A 20086-nucleotide genomic window follows, 5' to 3' on the forward strand; every position below is an offset into this window, starting at 1 on the left:
ATGGCTCGTGACAAGCAGGATATGGTCCACGCCGCCATAGACGTGGGAACGACCAGTATCAAGGCGGTGCTGTTTGACCAGGCCGGTCGTGAGCGCGTGGTGGCGCGTGCCTCGGTGGGGGTGGATCGGCCGCAGCCGGGTTGGGCGGAGCAGGACATGCGCGCGGTCTGGCAGGAGGTTATAGGATTGCTGTCGGAACTGGCGCAGGCGGCCGGGCCGTCCCTTGCCGGGCTGGCCATTACCGCGCAGGGCGACGGCTGCTGGTTGTCCGATGCCGAGGGCGTGCCGGTACGACCGGCCATTCTGTGGAACGATGGCCGCGCCGGGCCGCGCGTCGCCAGCTGGCTCGCCGACGGCACATTGGGCCGCATGCTCGATATCGGCCATTTTACCGGTTTTGCCGGCATCCCGGCCGCTATCCTGCCCTGGCTCGCCGAGATGGAGCCGACAGCGCTGACCCGCGCCAGGACCGTCTTTACCTGCGGCAGTTGGATCTATCGGCGGCTGACCGGGCAGACACTGATCGATCCCAGCGATGCCGCCGTGCCATTCATGTCGGCGACCCGCCAGGCTTATGACGATACGCTGCTGGACTTGAGTGGCGTGAAGCATATAGCGGCATTGTTGCCGCCTATCGCGCAGGCTGGTCGGCCGGTATATGGCCTGTTGCCCCATGTCTCAGCGACGACCGGCTTGCCGGTCGATCTGCCGGTTGTGCTCGCGCCCTATGATGTGCCCGCCGCCGCGTTGGGGGCCGGCTGCGTTGAACCCGGCGATATGCTCATGGTGCTGGGCACGACCTTCCTGACCGGCAGCGTGGTGTCTGGCGGAACGCCTCCGTCTTTTGGCGGCACCGACGTGCCACTGGGTCGGACCGGATCGGCTTTGCGGTTTTTTCCGGCGCTGGTGGGTATGGAGACGTTGGCCTGGGCGGCACGGATATTGGGATTTGCTAATGTGGAAGCGGCGGTCGCCGCTGCACTGGAGGCTGAAGCGCGCGGCGCTGTGTTCCTGCCATATCTGTCGCCTGCCGGTGAGCGCTCTCCCTTTGTCGATCCGCTCATAAAGGGCGGTTTTGTCCAACTGTCGCTGGATCACGCACCGGAAAATCTGATGCGCGCGGTTCTGGAGGGGCTCACCATGACCCTGCTCGATTGCGTGCTTGCATCGGGTGGTGGGCAGCGGATCGCCGTTTGCGGCGGTGGCGCCAATAGCGATGGTTGGTGTCAGATGCTGGCCGATGCCACGGGTATGGACGTGCATCGTCTGGCCAGTTCGGAATTGTCGGCGCGTGGTGCCGCGCTCTCTGCGCTGGCTGTGCTCGATGGAGAGGACGAGCGGACCGTGGCGCTGCGGTGGCGGGATACGGCGCGGGTCTGGCAGCCGAACTCAGCGCAGAAAGCGCGTTACGATGCGCTCCACGCTGAATTTGTGGCGGCACGCACAGCCATGCCGCGGAAGGCTGTCCAGCCATGAGCGCGGAAACGGCCTGGCTCGGCATCGATATCGGAACACAAAGCGTCCGCGCGCTGGCCGCGTCGGGCGACGGAGCCATCCTGGGAAGCGGGCAGGCGCCGCTGGCGAGCCATCGGGGCGCTGGCCGCCACGAACAGGACCCCCGCCAGTGGTGGAAAGCGGTCGGCGCGGCTTGTCGCCAGGCGATGGCCGATATCGACCAGGATCGCGTTGCGGGACTTGCGGTTTGCGGCACGTCTGGAACGGTGCTGCTGGCGGACCGGCAGCTTCGGCCGCTCTCGGCCGGCATCATGTATGACGATCACCGGGCAACCGGCCAGGTCGGGACCGTCAATGATATCGGCGCGGCTTTGTGGCGTCGGATGGGCTATGGCCGCATGCAAGCGGTCTGGGCCTTGCCCAAAATCCTGTGGTTGACGGCCGAAGCGGAACCCGGTGCGTTGGTGTTTCATCAGGCCGACTTCATCACCAGCCTGATGGCCGGGCAGAGGACCGCCGCCGATACCAGCAACGCTCTCAAATCGGGCTGCGACCTGGTGGCCGAGGACTGGGATGGGGCGCTGATCGCAGCCTTGGGGCTCGATCCTGCCGTCCTGCCGCGACTGGTGCGCCCAGGCACCGAAATCGGCCGGGTCTGCATTGAAAGCGCGGCCCATTGCGGGCTGCGTCCCGGCACACCCATCCTGGCCGGCATGACCGATGGTTGCGCGGCGCAACTCGGCAGCGGTGCCGTGACCGTGGGGAGCTGGAACAGCGTCCTGGGCACCACCCTTATTCTCAAGGGAACTTCGTCCGCGTTGGTTCCGGACGGTAGCGGCGCCGTCTATTCGCATCGCTCGCCACTCGGCGAATGGCTGCCGGGCGGCGCGTCGAGCTCGGGTGCCGGGGCGATTGCACGCCTCTTGCCAGGCCTGGACCCAGCTGCCCTTGAAGCTGCTGCGGCGGCACGGCCTCTGCCGCTGCCGGCCTATCCCCTGGCCAGCGAAAGGGGGAGCGCTTTCCTTTCACGGCGGCCGAGGCCGAAGCCTTTTTCTCGAGCCGGCAATGCAGGATGACGCCGTCGACGGCTATCATGCGCTGGCAGTGGGCATCGCGGCCATGGAGCGCCTGTGCTTTGACCATGTCGAGCAGCTCGGCTTTCCCACGCATGGGCAGATCGCCGTGAGTGGCGGTGCAGTTCGCAGCCGGTTTTTGACACAGCTCAGGGCCGACATGCTGGGGCGTGAACTGACTGTGCCCAGCGTGGCCGAACCAGCGCTCGGCATGGCGGTGCTTGCCGCTGCCAGCCAGATGGGGTTGCATCAGGCGGGAGCGAGCATGGTCCGGCAGGGCAGGGTGGTGGAGCCCTCTCCTGCACGGCAGCAGCAATGCTTCGACCGATACGGCGCCCTGGTGATCGCGTTGGAGCAGCGCGGCTGGCTGCCGCCCCGACTGGCCGCTCATGCGAAAGGCAAGATCAACAGATGACCCGGCTCATTCTGACCCGACACGCGGAAACGCTCTGGCATGCAGAAAACCGCTATGCGGGGCGCTCTGAAATTGGCCTGACCGAACAGGGGCTGCGGCAGGCGGAGGCGCTGGGTCGCTGGGCTGCCAAAGTCGATCTTGATGCCATATGGGCGTCGCCGATGCAGCGCGTGCGCGCCACCGCGGCGCCGGCGGCACAGGCGAGCGGGTTTCCCCCGACCTTCGACGCGCGCCTGCGCGAAGTGGATTTCGGCTGGCTCGAGGGCAAGACGCGCAAGGAGGCGCAAGCGGAGCGCCCCGCCGAGCTTGCAGCTTATCTCGAAAACCCGGTCGACAATGTCTTCGAGGGCGCCGAAGCGCCACGAGAGGCCGTTGCGCGGGGGCGGGCGGCGCTCGACACGATCGCTACCTCCCACGAGGGGCAAAGAGTGCTGATCGTTGCGCATTCGACTCTGATCCGCCTGCTGCTTTGCGATCTGCTCGATATTCCGTTGCAGCGCTATCGGCAGGTCTTCCCGGCACTTGGCAATTGCACTTTGACCGAGATCGACATTTCCAACAGGGGCACCGGCCTCATCACTTTGAACATTCCCACATATCTGGATGGGCTTTCTCATGACTAGGATTTTGCTGGCTGGCGACCATTTCGTGCTCAACGAGCACCTCAAGGCGGCCATTCTCGACAGGATCGGCGCTGCGCCGGTTTCCTTCGCAGAGCTCACCTTGCCCTGGCCGGTCGTCCCCTTCGGTCCGGTAGCCGAGGTAAATGAAGCATCCGATGTCGAGCAGGAAATGATGGACCTGATCGGAGGGGTGGAGATCTGCGTGACCCAGATGGCGCCGATCACGCGGCGCGTGCTCGATCGGGCGGCGAATCTGCGGCTAGTCTGCGTGACGCGCGGCGGCCCGATCAATGTCAATCTGGAAGCGGCCCAGACCAGGGGGATTTCGGTGATGTCGGCGCCGGGGCGCAATGCGATCGCCACCGCCGAGCACACGATAGCCCTGGCCCTGTCCGCGCTGCGGCGCATTCCCCAGATACACAACGGCGTGGTCGCCGGGGAATGGCGCAGCGATCTCTATTCCTATCCCGAAGTCGCCTTCGAACTGCATGGCGCGCCAGTGGGCATTGTCGGCTATGGCGCGGTGGGGCGACATGTCGCCCGGATATTCAATGGTTTCGGCGCGCATGTCCGGGTATTCGACCCTTTCGCACCCAGTGTGGACGACTTCGTCGAACGGGTGGGTACGCTGGATGCCCTGCTGGCGGGATCCAGGATTGTCAGCCTGCATGCACGACTGACGCCGGAAACGCGCAACATGATCGGAGCGGCCCAACTGGCCGTGATTCCGGATGGCGGCATCCTGGTCAACGCCGCAAGGGGCGGGCTGGTCGACATGAATGCGGTGGCGTCCGCGCTGGAAACCGGAAAGCTGATGGGGGCGGCATTCGACGTATTCGATATAGAGCCACTGCCATCGGGAGCGAAAATCCGCCAGGCGCCCAATGTCACGCTATCCCCCCATCTGGCCGGCGCCACGCAGGAAACGGCGCGCCGGGCCGCCAGCATCGCGGCGGACCAGGTGAGTGCCTATCTCAAGGACAAGACCATCGCTGCCGCCGTGTGAAGATCGATCTAGTAGCGCTATATAGCTAACGCGATGCTGTCGCCTGCCATTGTCCTGTTCGACGAGAGGACGCTGCTGGCTTGCGAACGCGGTCCATCGCCTCGCGCTCCGTTTACGCGGAGGAACCTAGCCTTCTGGATTTGCAGGAGGACCGCTTGGGTGATCGAGCGCGTGAAGCGCGGCGCGGAGCTTAGGTGTGCCAGGGCGCTTAAGTGCTCGAAGAAGGTTTAGCCAAGCGGCAGACAAGCGGGCACTGGTGGTGTCTCTATATTGCGCTTCCGCCGCATAGGACAGTCGGGAAACTTAAGGGGCAATTCTTCATGGAAGAAGGAAATTATCTATTGATCGCAACGCAATAGGTGTTCGCAGATTTATTCTGAACGGCGTGCGCCAAAATATTCACCATTCGGAACAGAACTGCGAACGACCAAGGCGTCGTGTTTGGGCCAGTCAGCAGACTGGCTCTCTGTTCCGCTGGACAAGGATAGGCGTGCCACCATCAGCGCAAACGAGCGCACGTGCTCGCCTTCCGGGATGCCCAATCCCGTCTGCAGCGATGCCCGTATCAGGCATGTACGCGCATGTGCCGCAATGCCGGGGTGGCAGACCGCTATAGCGGGCCTTGGCTGGCGACGCGCACGACATCGACGCCGGCACGGCAGATTGTAGGAACAGTAGGTCACGGCAGGCCGATGAGATTCTGCACAAGTCTTCTGCATATTTTGCCCAGGCGGAGCTCGACAGCCGTTCAAGCGAGGATCGTCTTTATTGATGAGTACCAGGATGCTTACGAGGTCGAGTCGATCTGCAGAGTGCTGCCGATTGCTCCATCGAACTATTACGAACGCGTCGTCCAGCGCCGCGATCTGCCCGGTCCCAACGTGATGAGACCCTGAAACGTGTCGGTGTCGAGATAGGTCCCAGCCTCAAGCGGGCTCCTGATGGTTATTGCCGGCTCACCGCTTCCCGCCCCACGCGTGCCTGCAGATGCGGGGGATAGCGATGACCGGCAATGGTGGCGGTGGCGAGCGCCGCGGCAATCTGGGCCTGTTCGCCGGCGGTCAGCACGATCGCTTCAGCACCCATATTCTCCTCGAGCCGGTGCAGCTTCGTAGTGCCCGGAATGGGTACGATCCCCGGCTTCTGGGCGAGCAGCCAGGAGAGCGCGATCTGCGCCAGCGTCGCGCCCTTCTGTCCGGCAATATCCTTGAGTACTGCAATCAGGCCCTGGTTGGCCTTGCGGGCATCGACGGTAAAGCGCGGCACGATATTGCGCACATCGTCGGCGCCGAAGGTCGTTGACTCGTCGATCGTGCCGGTGAGGAAGCCCTTGCCGAGCGGGCTGAACGGCACGAAGCCGATGCCGAGTTCGCCGAGCAGCGGCAGCAGGTGCTCCTCCGGCTCGCGCCACCACATGGAATATTCGCTTTCGATCGCCGCCAGCGGCAGCACCGCATGGGCGCGCCGGATCGTCTGCAGGCCCGGCTCGGAAAGGCCGAAATGCCTCACCTTGCCCAGGGCGATGAGGTCCTTCACCGTTCCGGCCACGTCCTCTATCGGCACATTCGGATCGACGCGATGCTGATAGAGCAGGTCGATCACATCGGTGCGGAGGCGTCTCAGCGAGCCGTCCACCGATTTGCGGATTTCCTCGGGGCGGCTGTCGGTTAGTTGCGGCTCGCCCGGCTTGGGAATGGTCAGGCCGAACTTGGTGGCGATAGCCACCTTGTTGCGGAATGGCTCCAGTGCTTCGCCGACCAGTTCCTCATTATTGCCGTAGACCACCGCGGTATCGAACAGTGTTACGCCGAGCTCGAAGGCGCGGCGGATCACCTTGATCGCCTCGGCCTTCGGCGTTTCGGGGCCAAAGGAATGGCTGAGCCCCATGCAACCGAACCCCATGGCCGAGACTTCAAGTCCCCCGAGTTTGCGCGTTCTCAATATCCGCTCCCCTGGCCGTTGCCGGCGGCAGCCGCGTCACGCACCAGCGCGAGCCGACCCCGCCCGGCTTCCGTCATCAATCCGGTGTCCGAGCCGACGGTAACGAAGTCGAAGCCCATCTCCACCATGCGCCTGGCCTGCGGGCCGCTGGCGCAATGCATGCCCACATGCCGCCCCGCGGCCCGGCTCCGCTCGACCACATGGCGCAGCGTCTCGATGAAACGCGGATCGGTGCTGTCGCCGTTGGCGCCCAGGCCCATCGACAATGTCAGGTCGGACGGGCCGACATAGACTCCGTCGAGGCCTTCGGTGGCCAGGATCGCATCGAGATTGGAAAGACTCAGCGGCGTCTCCACCTGGCCGAACACCACGATCCGCTGATTGGCCTCGTCGGTCGTGTAGTTCGGACCCTGTGACATGGCCGACCGCGTCGGACCGAAACTGCGCTGGCCCACGGGCGGATAGCGGCAGGCTTCCACCAGCCGGCGTGCATCCTCGGGCGTGTCGATCATCGGGCACACCACGCCATAGGCGCCGGCATCGAGCAGTTTCATGATCTGCGGCGGATCGAGCGATGCCGGCCGTGCCAGGGGCACGACCGGGGTCGTCGAGATGGCGGTGAGCATTGCGAGCGCACCCGCATAGTCGATGGCGCCATGCTGCAGATCCACCGTCAGCGAGTCGAAGCCGATATGCGACATCACCTCGGCAGAATGCGAGGACGGGACGCCGAGCCAGCCATTGAGCACCGGCCTGCCGCTTGCCCAGATGTCCTTGAGGTGATTGTCGCGCATGGTTCTCAGGCCTTGAGAGAGAGTGTTGCGAGCATGAAGCCCGTCATGGCATCGGGCATCTCGGCCCTGAGCCGCAGATAGTGGCCGAAATGGCTGAGCCGCGCCATGCTGAGGCCGTCGACCTGATCTCGAATCTCGAGGCTCGTGCCTTCGTCGATCCAGCGCATGCCATCGAGGGAAACCTGCACATGGGCTTTCGCGCCGGCTTTGAGCGTACCCACTTCGAGGGTGCGCACTACGATGATGGCTTCGCGCGCCCAGCTCGCCTCATAAGGCTCGGTGGTCGATCCATCGACCCAGTCTTCGCCGCGCGCAATGACCGCCGTATAGCTTTCCGCCAGCATTACCAGTCTCCCGACAACAGGATGGAATCGAAATAGAGGAAGGCACGCTTGTCCGAATCGCTGTCCACGAAGGGGATGACGTTGAACAGGTTCTGCAGGTTTGGCATCGCGTCGAATTTCAACGTGCCCAGGCCCGACAGGTCGAGCACCAGGTCGTTGCACTGCAATTCGGTATAGCGGAGCGTTCGGATGTCGAAGCCAAGGCGGAAATAGTGCCAGTTCACCTTGGTCGGAATCTCATTGTAGCAGATCAGCTGGTGACCGCCGGGGATGTCCTTCCAGTTCTCTTCGCCATAGTGGTAGATCGTGACGGTCCGGTCGCCGACATCGCGGAAGTCGATGCTGTTCTCCTTGTATTGCCACTTGTTCTGCAACTCGCCGTTGAGCGAGTTCAGGTAGCGTATCTGCGGCAGCACACGATGCTCGCTGTTCTGGATATCGAACACCACGCCCCAGGAGCGCACGTCGCTGTCGGAAAGTTCGAGCTGGGTTGCTTCGGGCTTGTAGGTGAAGAAGCATTCGAGCTGCATCGTGCAGGCGCGTGGAAAAGTCATGCGCTTGAGGCTGACCGTCTGCGCGCCGCGTCCGGGCCGTGAGGCGAGCTTGAGCGCATAGGACCCGGTCAGTCCGCCATGCGTGCCGCCATCCCATTGGGTCAGGTTGCTCAGCATGGGGGGGTAAATTGCTTGTAGCCCGGATGCATCCCCCGCAGGCTGCCGGTGTAATTGCCCAGCAGCTCGGTCCAGCCCGACATGCCCTGGCTGAAATCGTCGTAAAACATGATGCGGGGCAGGGGGTCGAAGCGACTGAGATTTAGATCCGGTCGCTGCCCGGCTTGTGAAGTGCTGATCATCTAGTGCTGGAGCCTCTATGAAACCGATCGGCGCGGAGCACCTGCTGCGCGTCCGGGGCGGGTAAAATGCCCTTTCGTCTGTGTCACATGTAAAAGCGGGTTTTGTTGGTGTCAACCAGAGTCAATTCTGTCGGCAGGTGCGACATTGCCCTTGCGTCATCTGCCCGCGGGCGGTGCGCGGAGAGCCAAAGGCCAATGCAGGGGCCTGCATTGTCTACATAGAGTGTCGACAATACGGGCCTTTGCGGGAGTTGTGGCACGTTTGGATACGGTGCCCCATTAGACGGAAAGGCCATCCACCGGGCCGAACTTTCACTTGACATACATGATAGTAACTATCGTATATGAAATATCCGGCCTTAAAGCGTGCCGGCAAGGGAGGAAACGCCAATGCTACGCAAGATACTGGCTACCGCCGTCCTTCTCGCCGCTGCGGGAAGCGTCTCGGCACAGGAGCCGCGGACCCTGACCATCATATCTCACAATGTCCACAAGACGGCCGCCACGGGTGGCGACCTCGCCGATGCGCAGAATATCGCTGGCGAGTGGGCGGAACGGAACAATGTAACCCTCAATTGGGTCACGCTCGATATCGGACCGCTGCATGATCGCCTGCTGCGCGAAATGAGCCTGGGCGAAACCAGTGTCGATCTCGCCGCAGTGCTGAATACGCGGGTCGTTCCCAGCGTTGCCACGCTGCTGGAGCCGCTCGGTCCGCATATGGAAGCCAATCCGATCGAGGATTTCGAGGGGATTTCCGAGGGCCTCCGCGAGGCCACGGTGATCAACGGCAACGTGGTCGCTGTTCCGTATCGGCACGCGACCAATGCACTACACTACAATGAGACGCTGCTTGAGGAGCGTGGCGTCGCTGTTCCGACGACGCTCGACGAGCTGCTCGCGGCCGCCCGCGCCGCGACCTTTACCCGCGACGATGGCACGCGCGTCTATGGCCTGGTGACAACGCTCGATACGCATGTGACGGCCCTGCAGTTCCTCAGCGCCTTCGGCGCCGTCTATATCGACGCCGACCTCAACGTTCACGCCAACTCGCCCGAGATGATCGCGGGCCTGACCGAACTTGCCAACCTCTATAAGGAAGGCGTTCTGCCTCCGAACGTCACGGCGCTCGGCCTTGATGAACTGATTGCCACGATGCGCGAAGGCCGTGGCGTATTCGCCATCAACCCGTTCTCGCGCTACACCGCGCTCAACGATCCGGCCGCTTCGCTCTATCCGGGCCAGATCGACGTCATGCCCTTCCCCACTAACGATCCGGGCGTGGCTTCGGCCAATACCGAGTTCTGGTCGTGGGCCATCCCGGCCAACTCGACGCAGAAAGATCTCGCTTACGACCTGATCCGTGAACTGTCGGGCAAGGATGCGACGGTTCGCGCTGCGCTCAACGGCAACGGTCCGGTGCGGCCGGCGGCCTATGAAGACCCGCGCATCATCGAGAAACTGCCCTATGCCGCCGCTGAGTCGATCGGCCTCAGGGATGCCTCGGTCGCCGTCCCGGCCTTCGCCGATGCCGTCGAAGCCACGACCGTCTTCATCGAGGAAATGCAGGCGGCGGTGCTTGGCCTCAAGACCCCCGAGGAAGCCGCGGCTTCACTGCAGACGCGTGCTGAAGAGCTGGTCGCCAGGTCAAAATAACAGCACACTGCTATCGTGACCGCCGCGCGGTGTCCCTGCGCGGCGGTATGAAATTCTGGACTGGGAAGAGCGAGAGATGAGGCGACTGAATCCGGCTGCCATCCTGATGCTGGTGCCCACGCACCTGCTGCTGCTCGTGGTGATCGCCCTGCCGTCGATCTATGTATTCTGGCTGAGCCTCAATGAATCCACCTATGGCTCGGACCTGACCTTTGTCGGTCTCGACAATTATGTGACGGTGCTGACCAGCTCGTATTTCTGGCGCGCTGCGCTCAATACGCTGATCGTCGTCAATGCCGTGGTCTATATCGAGCTGCTGATCGCCATCGGCATGGCGGCCCTGTTCCTGGGCGGCGTGCGCTACCCCAAGATCATGTTCGCCATCGTCCTCATGCCCTATGCCATTTCCGAGGTCGTGGGCGTGCTGGTGTGGAAGATCATGCTCAATTCGGGCAGCGGCGTGCTGGCCCGCACCATTGAAAGCCTCGGCTTCGGCATGTTCAACTGGAGTGTGTCGCCGCCGCTGGCGCTCAGTGTGGTGACTCTGATCTCGATCTGGCATCACCTGCCCTTCACCTTCCTTCTCATCTATGCGGGCATGCTGGCCATTCCCAAATCGCTTTACGAAGCTGCGCGCATCGATGGCGCGACGCCCTGGCAGGAATTCTGGCGTATCACGCTGCCATTGACGATCCCGGCGATCCTGATCTCGCTGATCTTCCGTTTTGTCTTCGCTTTCCGCCTGTTCTCCGAAGTCTGGTTGCTCACCGCGGGCGGCCCGGCGCGGCTCACCGAAGTGCTGGCCGTCTATCTCTACCAGAGCGGCTTCAAATACGGTGAGTTCGGCACCGCTTCGGCCACTGGCTGGCTGATGGTGATCGGCTCGCTGGGCGTCGCTTCCATCTATCTGTGGGCCATGCACCGAAGGATGCTCAAGGGCAATGACTGACGCCGCTTCCATCGTCCTGCCGAACATGGCGGCCCGCCGCGTTGCCGGCACTGTGCGAGCCATTGTGCGTACGCTCCTGTTCGTGCTCATCATCGTATGGTCGGCTTTCCCGATCCTCTATGTCGTGCTCTCCTCCTTCAAGCAGCAGAAGGAGATCTTCAAATACCCGCCCGACATCATCTTCACGCCGACTTTCGAGCACTACATGGCGCTGGCCACCAAGTGGACGGGCTTCTTCCCCACCATGGCCAACAGCCTGATCGTTGCCGTCGGCGCCACGTTGCTGGCCTGCGCGGCCAGCATCCTGTCCGGCTTCGTCTATTCGCGTTATGCCAACAGATTCCTGGCTGGCTCGGTGCTCTACCTCATCGCCATCCGCCTGCTGCCGCCCATCGTCGTGACGCTGCCGCTGTTCCCGGTGGTCGATGCCCTCAAGCTCAGCGACACCCATATCGTGCTCATCGTACTCTACGCGACCTTCTGGGTTTCGCTCTGCACCATGATCATGAAGACCTTCATCGACAAGATTCCCCGCACCCTTGATGAGGCAGCGGTGGTCGATGGCGCCACCACGATGCAGACGCTCTTTCGGGTCATCATGCCCCTGGCCCTGCAGGGCGTGGCCGCCTGCGCCATCTTCGTCTTCGTCTTCTCGTGGAACGAATACCTGTTCGCGCTGATCTTCACGACCCAGCACGCCAAGACCGCCCCGCTCATCATTTCCGAAGTGATGGACGCGGTGAGCGGCACCAATTGGGGCGTGCTCTTCGCTGGCGTCACGGTGCAACTGCTGCCGGTGACGCTGCTCGTTATGCTTGCCCAGAGATTCCTCATCGCCGGCCTCACCGCCGGTTCGGTGAAGGGCTGATTTGAAAGGATGCCCTGCTGATGGTCGCCATCAATATTGATCGCTTCGTCAAGCGCTATGGCGCACTCGAAGTGGTTCACGACATCAGTTTCGACATCGAGGAAGGGGAATTCCTCGTCCTCGTCGGACCCTCCGGCTGTGGCAAGAGTACGATCCTGCGCATGGTTGCCGGGCTTGAGGAAATCTCGGGCGGGGAGCTGCGCATGCAGGGCGTGCGGGTCAACGAGCTCTCGCCCAAGGAGCGACAGGTCGCCATGGTGTTCCAGGATTATGCGCTCTATCCGCATATGAGCGTCGAGCAGAATATCGGCTTCTCGCTGGAGCTGGCGCGTGTGCCCAAAGCCGAGCGCGAGGCGCAGGTCAAGCGCGTCGCCGACATCCTGCAGATCGGTCACCTGCTCGAGCGGCGCCCGCGCGAACTGTCGGGCGGCCAGCGCCAGCGCGTCGCCATCGGCCGCGCCATGGTGCGCAAGCCGCAGCTCTTCCTGTTCGACGAGCCGCTTTCCAACCTCGACGCCAAGCTGCGCGCCGAGATGCGCGGACAGATCAAGCGCCTGCACCAGACGCTCAAGACCACCAGCATGTATGTCACCCACGATCAGCTCGAGGCGATGACCCTGGCCGATCGCATCATTTGCTTGTTCGATGGCCATATCGCGCAGATGGGCACGCCGCACGATCTGTTCGACCGCCCGGCCAATGTCTTCGTTGCGGAATTCATCGGCTCGCCGACCATGAACATCGTGCCGATCACTGCGAGCAAAGCCGAAGGCCGGACGGTGCTGACCCTCGCCGGCGGCGGCGAGGTCAGCCTCCCTGATGGCACCGCTCTGCCGTCGCTGACCAATGACGGCAACGTCCTTGCAGGCATCCGCCCCGAGCATCTGAGCGACACGCCCACGCCCGGCGCCACGGCGCGGATCGAGGGCGTCATTGACATGCTCGAGCCGCTGGGCAGCGACATCCTCGTCACCATGCAGGTAGGCGGAGCGACCCTCACCGCCCGTTGCACCGACAAGGGCCAGTTCCAGGCCGGCCAGAACCTCACCCTCCATTTCGATCCGGCGCGCCTGCATCTGTTCGACAGCAAGACACAGATGCGGCTGGGGTGAGCGATCTGGCATATCTGCTGGCATGCCTCGATACCGCGGTCTGCAAAGCCGTGCGGGCGGGCGAAATCGGCACCGCCCGATCCCTTCGTCTTCATGTCGGCGGCGGCCCCGGCGACGACCTGCCGGAGCAGGGCCAACTGCTGCGCCTGGGCGATGCCATCTTCGCTTGCCCGCGCGTCCGCGAGGCACAATCTGGCCGCGCGACCCTCTGCCTGTGGCAGGGCGGCCAGGTGGCCACGGTCAGTTCGGCGCCGGCGCCGCGCGCCACCATTGTGCTGACCCTGCTCGGCTCCGAAGGCGCGCTGCATCTCTGCGAGCAGTCGCCATGAGCCCGGATCGCCCCGGAGTCATCCTGGCCGGCGGCATCCGCTCGCATCAGGAGAATTATGCCAGCGCCTTTGCGTCGGCCGGCTGCCGCCTGCTGGCCGTCGGCGCCGCGCCCGGCCTGGGCGAGAGCGAGACGGGGCGCCACGCCGAACTGGCCGCCAGCCTCGGCCTGCCCCTGTTGCCGCTCGACCAGGCGGTTGCGCTGCCCGAGGCGACGATTGCCAGCATCAGCGTGGACATGATGCACCGCGCCCGTGTCGCCACGCTCTGCGCCCAGGCCGGCCTCCACCTCTATCTCGACAAGCCGCTGGCCGGCAGTCCGGCCGATGCGACAGCCATCGCCGCCGCCGTCCGCGCGGTCGGGGTCGGCGCGCAGGTCTTCAGCCATGCCACCACCCCCTGGGCCCAAGCGGCGCAGGCGGCCATCCGGGAAGGGCGGCTCGGCCGGATTCTCGCGATCCATGCCGATATGCTCATGGCCAAGGGCATGCCCTCCGCGCTGCCATCGAAGCCGCGCAAGGAGCGGTCCATTGCCGATTTCCGGCAGGATGTCGCCAAGCGCGAGCTCACCGATATGGGTATCTATCCTGTCTCGCTGGTGGCCTGGCTGCTCGACCAGCGGGCCGTCTCGGTGACGGCCGTCACCGCCAACCACTTCTTCGCCGAGCATCTGAGCCACGATGTCGAGGATTACGGTGCCATGCTTGTCGATTTCGAAGACGGCGCAACGGCCAGCATCACCTGCGGGCGCGTCGGCTGGCAAAGCTGGCGCCGGCCTTTCCTGTCGCGCGTCATCATCGTGGGCGAACGGGACACGCTGGTCTTCGACAGTGAACCTGCCGAACTCATCGCCACCTCCGGCCGCGGCGTTCCGGCCCCAGCGCGCAATGCGCTCGATCCCATGGAAATGTGGCTGTCCACCCGTTCTGGCCCCCGCCCGCAGCCCGCCATATCAGGCATTGCCCTCGCCGATGAAGGCTCGCGCGATGTCGCCGCCTTCATTGCGGCACTGGCCAGTGGGGTGTCCTCGGGTATCGGGATCGACGCGGCCGCCCATCATTGCGCAATCATCGCTGCTGCCTATCGCTCTGCGGCGGAAGAGCGTGCAGTCGCCGTGGCCTAGTCGGCGCCGGGGTCGCGATAACCCAGTTCGCGCGACAGTTTCCGCGCCGCCAGATCCAGCCGCTCGCTGGCTTCGGCCGGCGTCACCACCACGCGCTTGTGATAGAGGAACGGCACGGTGAGAGCTGCCACGGTCGTGCTGAAATGGTTGTAGATCGGCCGGCTGATCGTCAGCAGTCCGCTGACAAAGTAGCTTTCCCGCTGTTCCTGGCCGGTATTGCCGACCTCGGCAACGCGCTCGCGGAACTGCTGCAGTATTTCCGGCGCCACGATACGCGTCATCGACCGGAACAGCGCCTCGCGCTTGGCCTCGGGCAATTGGGCCAGCAGCAGATTGCCCGAACTAGCCTCCCATACCGGCAGGCGAGCGCCGAGCGTCACCGAATATTGGCGGGGCAGGGGGAATCCACCTGCGCGATGATCAGAATGTCGAGCCCATCCAGCACCGCGAGATGGCAGGATTGCTCGATCTCGATCGCCAGCTCTTCCATGATGGGCAGCGCCAGCGCCGACAGCGAGTGGACGCGCGGCATGGCATGGGCCAAGCGGAACAGCTTCATGGTAACGGCATAGCGGTCGCCATCCGCATTGCGCTCCAGGTAGCCCCGCGCTTCGAGCAGTTGCACCGTGCGGTAGATTTCGCTGATGGTGCGGCCCAGCCGTTCGGCCAGCGTGGCCATGGGCAGTCCGTTTGCTTCGGTCGACAGCAATTCGAGGATGTCCAGTGCCTTGTCGACGGCAGGAACGCGGTAACGTGTCTGCCGCCCTGCGGATTCGTCGATGTCCAGCGCTTCCGCTTCGGGCGCACGCGCCATTTGGAATCTCCCTCTGTTTCGCTTGCTTACCAGCTTCCCCGCTCCCCTTCCAGAGACCCGGGTTGCGATCACCATCAAGGTCATATCGAAAACGCGTTGAGTTTCGTATAGAAAAGTAAATTGTACCAGTGGATAAATTAGTGAAGGACCATCATGTCGAGATTTAGCTCTGCGGCGCTCGTGGAATCGCTCGCGCGCCTCTTTGAATCCGTCGGCCTGCCGCCTGCCGATGCCCGCCTTTGCGGAGACTGGCTGACCGATGCGGAAGCCTCGGGTGTGACCTCACACGGCATTGCCCGCGCTTCGATGTATCTCGATGCTTTGCGGCGGGGAAAAATCGCCGCGCAACCCGTCATTGCCGTCGAGCAATCGCGGCCGGGCGTGCTGCTGGTCGATGGGGATAATGGCATGGGGCCGGTCGTTGGCGCCGTGGCTATCGATCGGGCCATGGCGTCGGCATCGGCAACCGGCATCGCCATGGCCGCCGTGCGGCACAGCAATCATTATGGCGCTGCGGGCTATCTGCTGCAGCGGGCCGCAAGGGCCGGTTATGCCGCGCTCACCTGCTCCAATGGGTCGCCGATAATGGCGGTATGGGGAGGGGCTGATCCGCTGCTGAGCACCAATCCCCTGGCGGCCGCTTTCCCGGCGGCAGAGGCCCAAAATGCCTTGAGTTTCGACATGGCGACCAGCGTCGCGGCCTTCGGGCGCATTCGCCAGGCGCATCGCGCCGGCGAGTCCATTCCGGCGGGTTGGGCGGTCGCTCCGGATGGTTCGGCTACCGCCGATCCGGCCGAGGCGATGCGCGGTGCTCTTCTGCCCGTTGGTGGCGCCAAAGGGTCTGCCCTGGCGCTGATGGTCGAGATGCTGGCTGGCGTGCTTACCGGTGCCGGGATCGGACCCGCGGTCGGCAATCCCAATGACGCATCTGCCGAACCCGCCAATGTCGGTCACGCTTTCATCGTTCTGGATCCGAGGCTTTCATGTCGCGCGACAGGTTCGAGGCTCGCGCGGCACAACTCGGCGACCTCGTTCGCGGCTCCCGTCCGGCTGCTGGTGTGAGCTCGGTTCGGCTGCCGGGCGGCGGTGCTTCCGCTCGCCGGCAGGAGGCTGATCGGCACGGAATTCTGCTCCCCGAGCAGACCGTCGAATTGCTCGCAAAAGAGCTCGCCGCCATCGGTTTGGACTTGCCCCCTCCAATCGCATCTGCAATCATATAGGAAAGTAATTTGCTTATAGGATAAGAATCCATGATCAGACGCGTTGTCATAGCCGCCGCTCTGTCGGTGCTTGCTCTGACCGGCAGCATCGCGCAGGAGCGCACGCTCAATATCCTGTCGCACGCCGTGCATAAGCGGGTGGCGCATGGCGAAGGCGATGCGTCGCAAGGTGGAGACATCGCCGGAGAATGGGCGGCCAGGAACAATGTCACGCTCAACTGGATCACACTGAATGTCGATCCGATCCATGAGCGCCTGATGCGCGAACTGGCCCTGAACGAAACCTCGATCGATCTCGCTTTCGTCGTCAATTCGCGGTTCACGCCCCTGCTGCTCGAAGGGCTCGAGCCGCTTGGCGCGCTGGCCGGTGGCGCGGCGGTGGAGGATATCGAGGGCATTGCCGAGGGTCTGAGGCGGCCGGTGACGATCAATGACGACATTGTCGGCATTCCCTATCGCCACACCACCAATGCCCTCATCTATAATGAGGCCATCCTGGCCGAGCGCGGCTATACCAGCCCGCCGCAATCGATCGATGAACTCATCGAAATGGTCAAGGGGCTCACCTTCACCCGCGACGATGGCACGCGGGTTTATGGCCTGACCTTCCTCGGCACCGCGTCGGCCACGCCGCTCAACTTCGTGGGTGGGTTCGGTGCGACCTATATCGCCGACGATCTCAGCGTGAAGGCGAATTCGCCCGAAATGGTTGCGGCCCTGAGCGCGCTGGCCGATCTGTTCCAGAGCGGCGCGCTGCCGCCCAATATCACGTCGAGCAACCTCGATGACCTCATCGCCATGATGTCCAGCGGCCAAGCCGCGATGGCGATCAATCCCTTCGCGCGCTACGAAACGCTCAACGATCCTGCCGCCTCGGCGGAGGCGGGCAATATCAAGGTCGCGCCATTCCCGGCGGTGGCCGAGGGCGGCACTTTCGCCAATACCGAATTCTGGTCGATGGCCATCCCGCGCAATTCGACCAACAAGGACCTAGCCCTGAGCCTCATCCAGGAACTGGCCAAGCCGGAAAATACCATTCGCGCCGCGCTGAACGGCAACGGCTCGGTGCGCCCCGCCGATTATGCCGATCCGCGCGTCGTCGACTACGTGCCCTATGCCGCGGCCGAGGGCGCGGCGCTCGGCAATCTCGAAGTGACGATCCCGGCTTTCGACAAGACGGCGCAGGCCGCGACCCTGTTCATCGAGGAGTTCCAGGCGGCGATGCTTGGCTTCAAGTCGTCCGAACAGGCGGCCGCCGATCTGCAGTCTCGCGCCGAAGACCTGGTGAAGTGACGCGGGCTTCGGCCCTGCCCAACGCTCAATGGGGTTGCCGCTCGACCGGCAGCCCTGCCGAAAAAGACCAACTGAACCATTTGGGAGGATTTTGATGGCGACCGCCGTCAACCGGGCATTCTGGAGCGATCCGGACCTGTCCAAGTTCAATCCGCTGTCGCGGATCATCGCTTTCGACCAGTTCTCGAAAGGCTTTCGCGGCTATACCGCGCTGGTGGGCAATTACGAGCATACGCTCGACAATGTCCTGCCCGGCTTCCGCGACATGAGCCAGCCAATGCTGAGCAATGGCACCCACTGGGACACCGGCTCCCATGGCGGTCATGATGGCACCTATTCGCTCAAGATCGCGTCGCGCCCGCGCCCGCGTTCGGTCAATATGGCGCTGAAGCGCTTCACCTTCCGCAAGGCCTGCCCGATCCAGATCGAGACCTATTTCGCGCTCAAGCCCGAAGCGACCGATCTCACACTTTCGGCCAGCGATGCCGGCGCCTTCGGCCTGGTGCTCGACCTGCAGGATAATGAGCGGCGCATCATGCCCCACATCCGTTATCTCAACGCCCTCAATGGCGAGCGCATCGAGAAGTGGCAGTTCAAGCGCACGCTGGAGCCCGCCAAGGATGTGGGCGGCGACCAGTCGCTGGGCGAGACGCGCTCGCACCATCATTTTGGCGCCGATGGCTGGGAGGACATTCCCGGCGGCAGCCAGCAGCTCTGCTACAACGAGGTGCCGACCAAGTACAACTGGCACTATTTCAAGATGGGTTTCGACTTGCGGACGATGAGCTTCACGTCCCTGCAATGCAATGATCGCATCTTCGACGTGTCCTCGCTCGAGCCGATGCGCATGCCGGCCTGGCCCAATCTCAATTGCCTGTTCAATGTCTGCTGGACGGTTGAGGCAGACAGCCACAAGCGCTCCTTCCTCTATCTCGACTCGGTTTTGGTTTCCGGAGACTGGGAAGATGCGTGAATCCATCACCGCCGTCGTCGCCCGCGGCGATACCTGGAGTGGCGTCGTCGCCAGCGAACCCTACGACGTCGCCTGGGCGTCAGAAGCCGTGGTCTTCCTCCGCTCGCTCGGCGCCGAAGGCCATCCCGAGCAGGCCCGCGCCTGGATACAGATTTCGCCCGATGGCATGCGCTGGATCGATGAGGGCAGTATGCTCCCCATTCCGCGTGTCGACGAAATCGCGTCGGTGCGGCTCTCGAATTTCGGTACCTATTTGCGCGTCATGACCGTGCTGCCCGAGGGCAGCAGTTTCAAGGCGCTCCTCACGCTCTCGCTCAAGGAGTAGGCCAGATGGCTGGCAAGAAGATCGGTTTTGTCGGATTGGGCGCCATGGGGCGCGGCCTGGCGGGCAATCTGCTGCGCAAGGGTTACGATGTCGCCGTATGGGACCTGTCTCCCGCGGCCGTCGATGCCCTGGTGGCAAAGGGCGCCAGCCGCGCCGGCAGCGTCGCCGAACTCGCCCGGGATGTCGACGTGGTCTGCTCGATGGTGCCCGATGCCCCCGATGTCCGGCGCGTCGCGCTGGGCGAAGACGGCATCATTGCCGGCGCCCATCCCGGCCTCATCTATGTCGATTTCAGCACGGTCGATCCCACCACCAGCCGCACCGTCGGCGCCGCATTGGCGGAGAAGGGTATCCGCATGCTCGACAGTCCCGTCGGCCGCGGCGTGCCCGAAGCCGAGGCCGGCACCGTGACCTTCATGGTCGGCGGCGATGCCGCGACTCTCGAAGAGGTTCGCCCCATCCTCGAGGCCATGTCGTCGGAAATCATGCATATCGGCGACCTAGGCGCCGGCACCACCATCAAGCTGGTCAATAACTATCTGGCAGCCGGCATGGTGGCGGTCATTGCCGAGGCGATTTCCTTCGGCATCAAGTCGGGCGTGACGCTGGAGCAGATCATCGCGCTTTCCGATCAGACCGGCACATCCAACAAGGTGCTCAACACCGTCCTGCCCAGGAAAGTGTTCAAGGCCGACTACACGCCCGGCTTCGCCTCGCGCCTCGCGGCCAAGGACCATCGCCTCGCCATGACGCTGGCACGCGACCTCGATATCGAACTGCCGGTCGGCAAGGTCATTCTCGATATCCTGCAGAACTGCGAGACGGAGTTCCGCGATGAAGATTTCATGGGATCGATCATGAGGCTGGCCGAGCGTGGCTCGGGCCAGCAGATCAGGCTGCAGGACAACTGACGGCTATGGAG

Annotated in this window: 20 protein-coding genes, 3 pseudogenes and 1 other annotated feature; of the genes and pseudogenes, 17 read left to right on the top strand and 6 right to left on the bottom strand. The window is 63.6% G+C overall.

Going from position 1 to position 20086, the window contains the following annotated elements; translation table 11 throughout:
* The 6 genes and pseudogenes from NVV79_RS01740 to NVV79_RS01765 form a co-directional block, all read left to right on the top strand.
* The gene (locus NVV79_RS01740; protein WP_303985628.1) at positions 1–1476 is read left to right on the top strand and encodes an FGGY family carbohydrate kinase; all 1476 of its coding nucleotides are present in this window, start codon (positions 1–3) and stop codon (positions 1474–1476) included.
* Positions 1473–2531 carry an FGGY family carbohydrate kinase gene (locus tag NVV79_RS01745; protein WP_303985630.1) on the top strand — a complete coding sequence of 353 codons (1059 nt, stop codon included), beginning with the start codon at positions 1473–1475 and terminating at the stop codon, positions 2529–2531. The genes NVV79_RS01740 and NVV79_RS01745 overlap by 4 nt, the downstream gene beginning before the upstream one ends.
* Positions 2521–2943: an FGGY-family carbohydrate kinase gene (locus tag NVV79_RS01750; protein WP_303985632.1), complete on the top strand. Its 423-nt coding sequence runs from the start codon at positions 2521–2523 to the stop codon at positions 2941–2943. The genes NVV79_RS01745 and NVV79_RS01750 overlap by 11 nt, the downstream gene beginning before the upstream one ends.
* Positions 2940–3566, top strand: a complete 627-nt coding sequence (locus NVV79_RS01755) for a histidine phosphatase family protein (protein ID WP_303985633.1) — start codon at positions 2940–2942, stop codon at positions 3564–3566. The genes NVV79_RS01750 and NVV79_RS01755 overlap by 4 nt, the downstream gene beginning before the upstream one ends.
* Entirely contained in the window at positions 3559–4572 is a 1014-nt protein-coding gene (locus tag NVV79_RS01760) for a 2-hydroxyacid dehydrogenase (protein WP_303985635.1), read from the top strand. The genes NVV79_RS01755 and NVV79_RS01760 overlap by 8 nt, the downstream gene beginning before the upstream one ends.
* A 682-nt stretch (positions 4573–5254) precedes the next feature.
* Positions 5255–5467, top strand: a pseudogene (locus tag NVV79_RS01765) (IS3 family transposase); the annotation flags it as partial.
* Positions 5287–5402, top strand: a sequence feature (AL1L pseudoknot). Its footprint overlaps the pseudogene before it by 116 nt.
* A gap of 50 nt (positions 5468–5517) precedes the next feature.
* Here the strand turns inward: NVV79_RS01765 and NVV79_RS01770 are convergent.
* The 4 genes and pseudogenes from NVV79_RS01770 to NVV79_RS01785 form a co-directional block, all read right to left on the bottom strand.
* Positions 5518–6513, bottom strand: a complete 996-nt coding sequence (locus NVV79_RS01770; RefSeq protein WP_303985637.1) for an aldo/keto reductase — start codon at positions 6511–6513, stop codon at positions 5518–5520.
* A complete protein-coding gene (locus tag NVV79_RS01775; protein WP_303985639.1) occupies positions 6510–7307 on the bottom strand; it encodes an HpcH/HpaI aldolase/citrate lyase family protein in 798 nt (265 codons plus the stop codon). Before NVV79_RS01775 ends, NVV79_RS01770 begins: the two co-directional genes overlap by 4 nt.
* Positions 7308–7312: 5 nt before the next feature.
* Positions 7313–7651, bottom strand: a complete 339-nt coding sequence (locus NVV79_RS01780) for a hypothetical protein (RefSeq protein WP_303985641.1) — start codon at positions 7649–7651, stop codon at positions 7313–7315.
* A pseudogene (locus NVV79_RS01785) lies at positions 7651–8504 on the bottom strand (DUF6772 family protein). Before NVV79_RS01785 ends, NVV79_RS01780 begins: the two are co-directional and overlap by 1 nt.
* 390 nt (positions 8505–8894) lie before the next feature.
* Between NVV79_RS01785 and NVV79_RS01795 the strand changes: the two are divergent.
* The 6 genes from NVV79_RS01795 to NVV79_RS01820 all read left to right on the top strand — a co-directional run bounded on the left by NVV79_RS01795 (position 8895) and on the right by NVV79_RS01820 (position 14539).
* Positions 8895–10160: an ABC transporter substrate-binding protein gene (locus NVV79_RS01795; protein ID WP_303985647.1), complete on the top strand. Its 1266-nt coding sequence runs from the start codon at positions 8895–8897 to the stop codon at positions 10158–10160.
* Between the two features lie 76 nt (positions 10161–10236).
* Entirely contained in the window at positions 10237–11109 is an 873-nt protein-coding gene (locus tag NVV79_RS01800) for a carbohydrate ABC transporter permease (RefSeq protein ID WP_303985649.1), read from the top strand.
* The gene (locus NVV79_RS01805) at positions 11102–11977 is read left to right on the top strand and encodes a carbohydrate ABC transporter permease (protein ID WP_303985651.1); all 876 of its coding nucleotides are present in this window, start codon (positions 11102–11104) and stop codon (positions 11975–11977) included. Before NVV79_RS01800 ends, NVV79_RS01805 begins: the two co-directional genes overlap by 8 nt.
* A 20-nt stretch (positions 11978–11997) precedes the next feature.
* Entirely contained in the window at positions 11998–13089 is a 1092-nt protein-coding gene (locus NVV79_RS01810) for an ABC transporter ATP-binding protein (protein ID WP_303985653.1), read from the top strand.
* A complete protein-coding gene (locus NVV79_RS01815; RefSeq protein ID WP_303985655.1) occupies positions 13086–13418 on the top strand; it encodes a hypothetical protein in 333 nt (110 codons plus the stop codon). The genes NVV79_RS01810 and NVV79_RS01815 overlap by 4 nt, the downstream gene beginning before the upstream one ends.
* Positions 13415–14539, top strand: coding sequence for a Gfo/Idh/MocA family protein (locus tag NVV79_RS01820; protein WP_303985657.1), 1125 nt, complete (start codon positions 13415–13417; stop codon positions 14537–14539). The genes NVV79_RS01815 and NVV79_RS01820 overlap by 4 nt, the downstream gene beginning before the upstream one ends.
* Here NVV79_RS01820 and NVV79_RS01825 read toward each other — a convergent pair.
* Both NVV79_RS01825 and NVV79_RS01830 read right to left on the bottom strand, forming a co-directional pair.
* Positions 14536–14919, bottom strand: a complete 384-nt coding sequence (locus NVV79_RS01825; RefSeq protein WP_303985659.1) for an IclR family transcriptional regulator C-terminal domain-containing protein — start codon at positions 14917–14919, stop codon at positions 14536–14538. The two genes, NVV79_RS01820 and NVV79_RS01825, sit on opposite strands and share 4 nt — an antisense overlap.
* Positions 14916–15353 carry an IclR family transcriptional regulator gene (locus NVV79_RS01830; protein ID WP_303985661.1) on the bottom strand — a complete coding sequence of 146 codons (438 nt, stop codon included), beginning with the start codon at positions 15351–15353 and terminating at the stop codon, positions 14916–14918. Before NVV79_RS01830 ends, NVV79_RS01825 begins: the two co-directional genes overlap by 4 nt.
* A 153-nt stretch (positions 15354–15506) precedes the next feature.
* Between NVV79_RS01830 and NVV79_RS01835 the strand changes: the two genes are divergently transcribed.
* The 5 genes and pseudogenes from NVV79_RS01835 to NVV79_RS22490 all read left to right on the top strand — a co-directional run.
* A complete protein-coding gene (locus NVV79_RS01835; RefSeq protein ID WP_303985663.1) occupies positions 15507–16415 on the top strand; it encodes an Ldh family oxidoreductase in 909 nt (302 codons plus the stop codon).
* Positions 16416–16603: 188 nt separating this feature from the next.
* Positions 16604–17866, top strand: coding sequence for an ABC transporter substrate-binding protein (locus NVV79_RS01840; RefSeq protein ID WP_303985665.1), 1263 nt, complete (start codon positions 16604–16606; stop codon positions 17864–17866).
* A 94-nt stretch (positions 17867–17960) separates the two neighbouring features.
* Positions 17961–18839, top strand: a complete 879-nt coding sequence (locus tag NVV79_RS01845; protein WP_303985667.1) for a DUF6772 family protein — start codon at positions 17961–17963, stop codon at positions 18837–18839.
* A complete protein-coding gene (locus NVV79_RS01850; RefSeq protein WP_303985670.1) occupies positions 18832–19164 on the top strand; it encodes a hypothetical protein in 333 nt (110 codons plus the stop codon). The genes NVV79_RS01845 and NVV79_RS01850 overlap by 8 nt, the downstream gene beginning before the upstream one ends.
* Positions 19152–20075 (top strand): annotated as a pseudogene (locus NVV79_RS22490) (NAD(P)-dependent oxidoreductase); the annotation flags it as partial. The gene NVV79_RS01850 and the pseudogene NVV79_RS22490, both read left to right, overlap by 13 nt.
* Positions 20076–20086: the final 11 nt, after the last annotated feature.

The organism is Devosia ginsengisoli, from assembly GCF_024707105.1.
GTDB lineage: Bacteria > Pseudomonadota > Alphaproteobacteria > Rhizobiales > Devosiaceae > Devosia > Devosia ginsengisoli_A.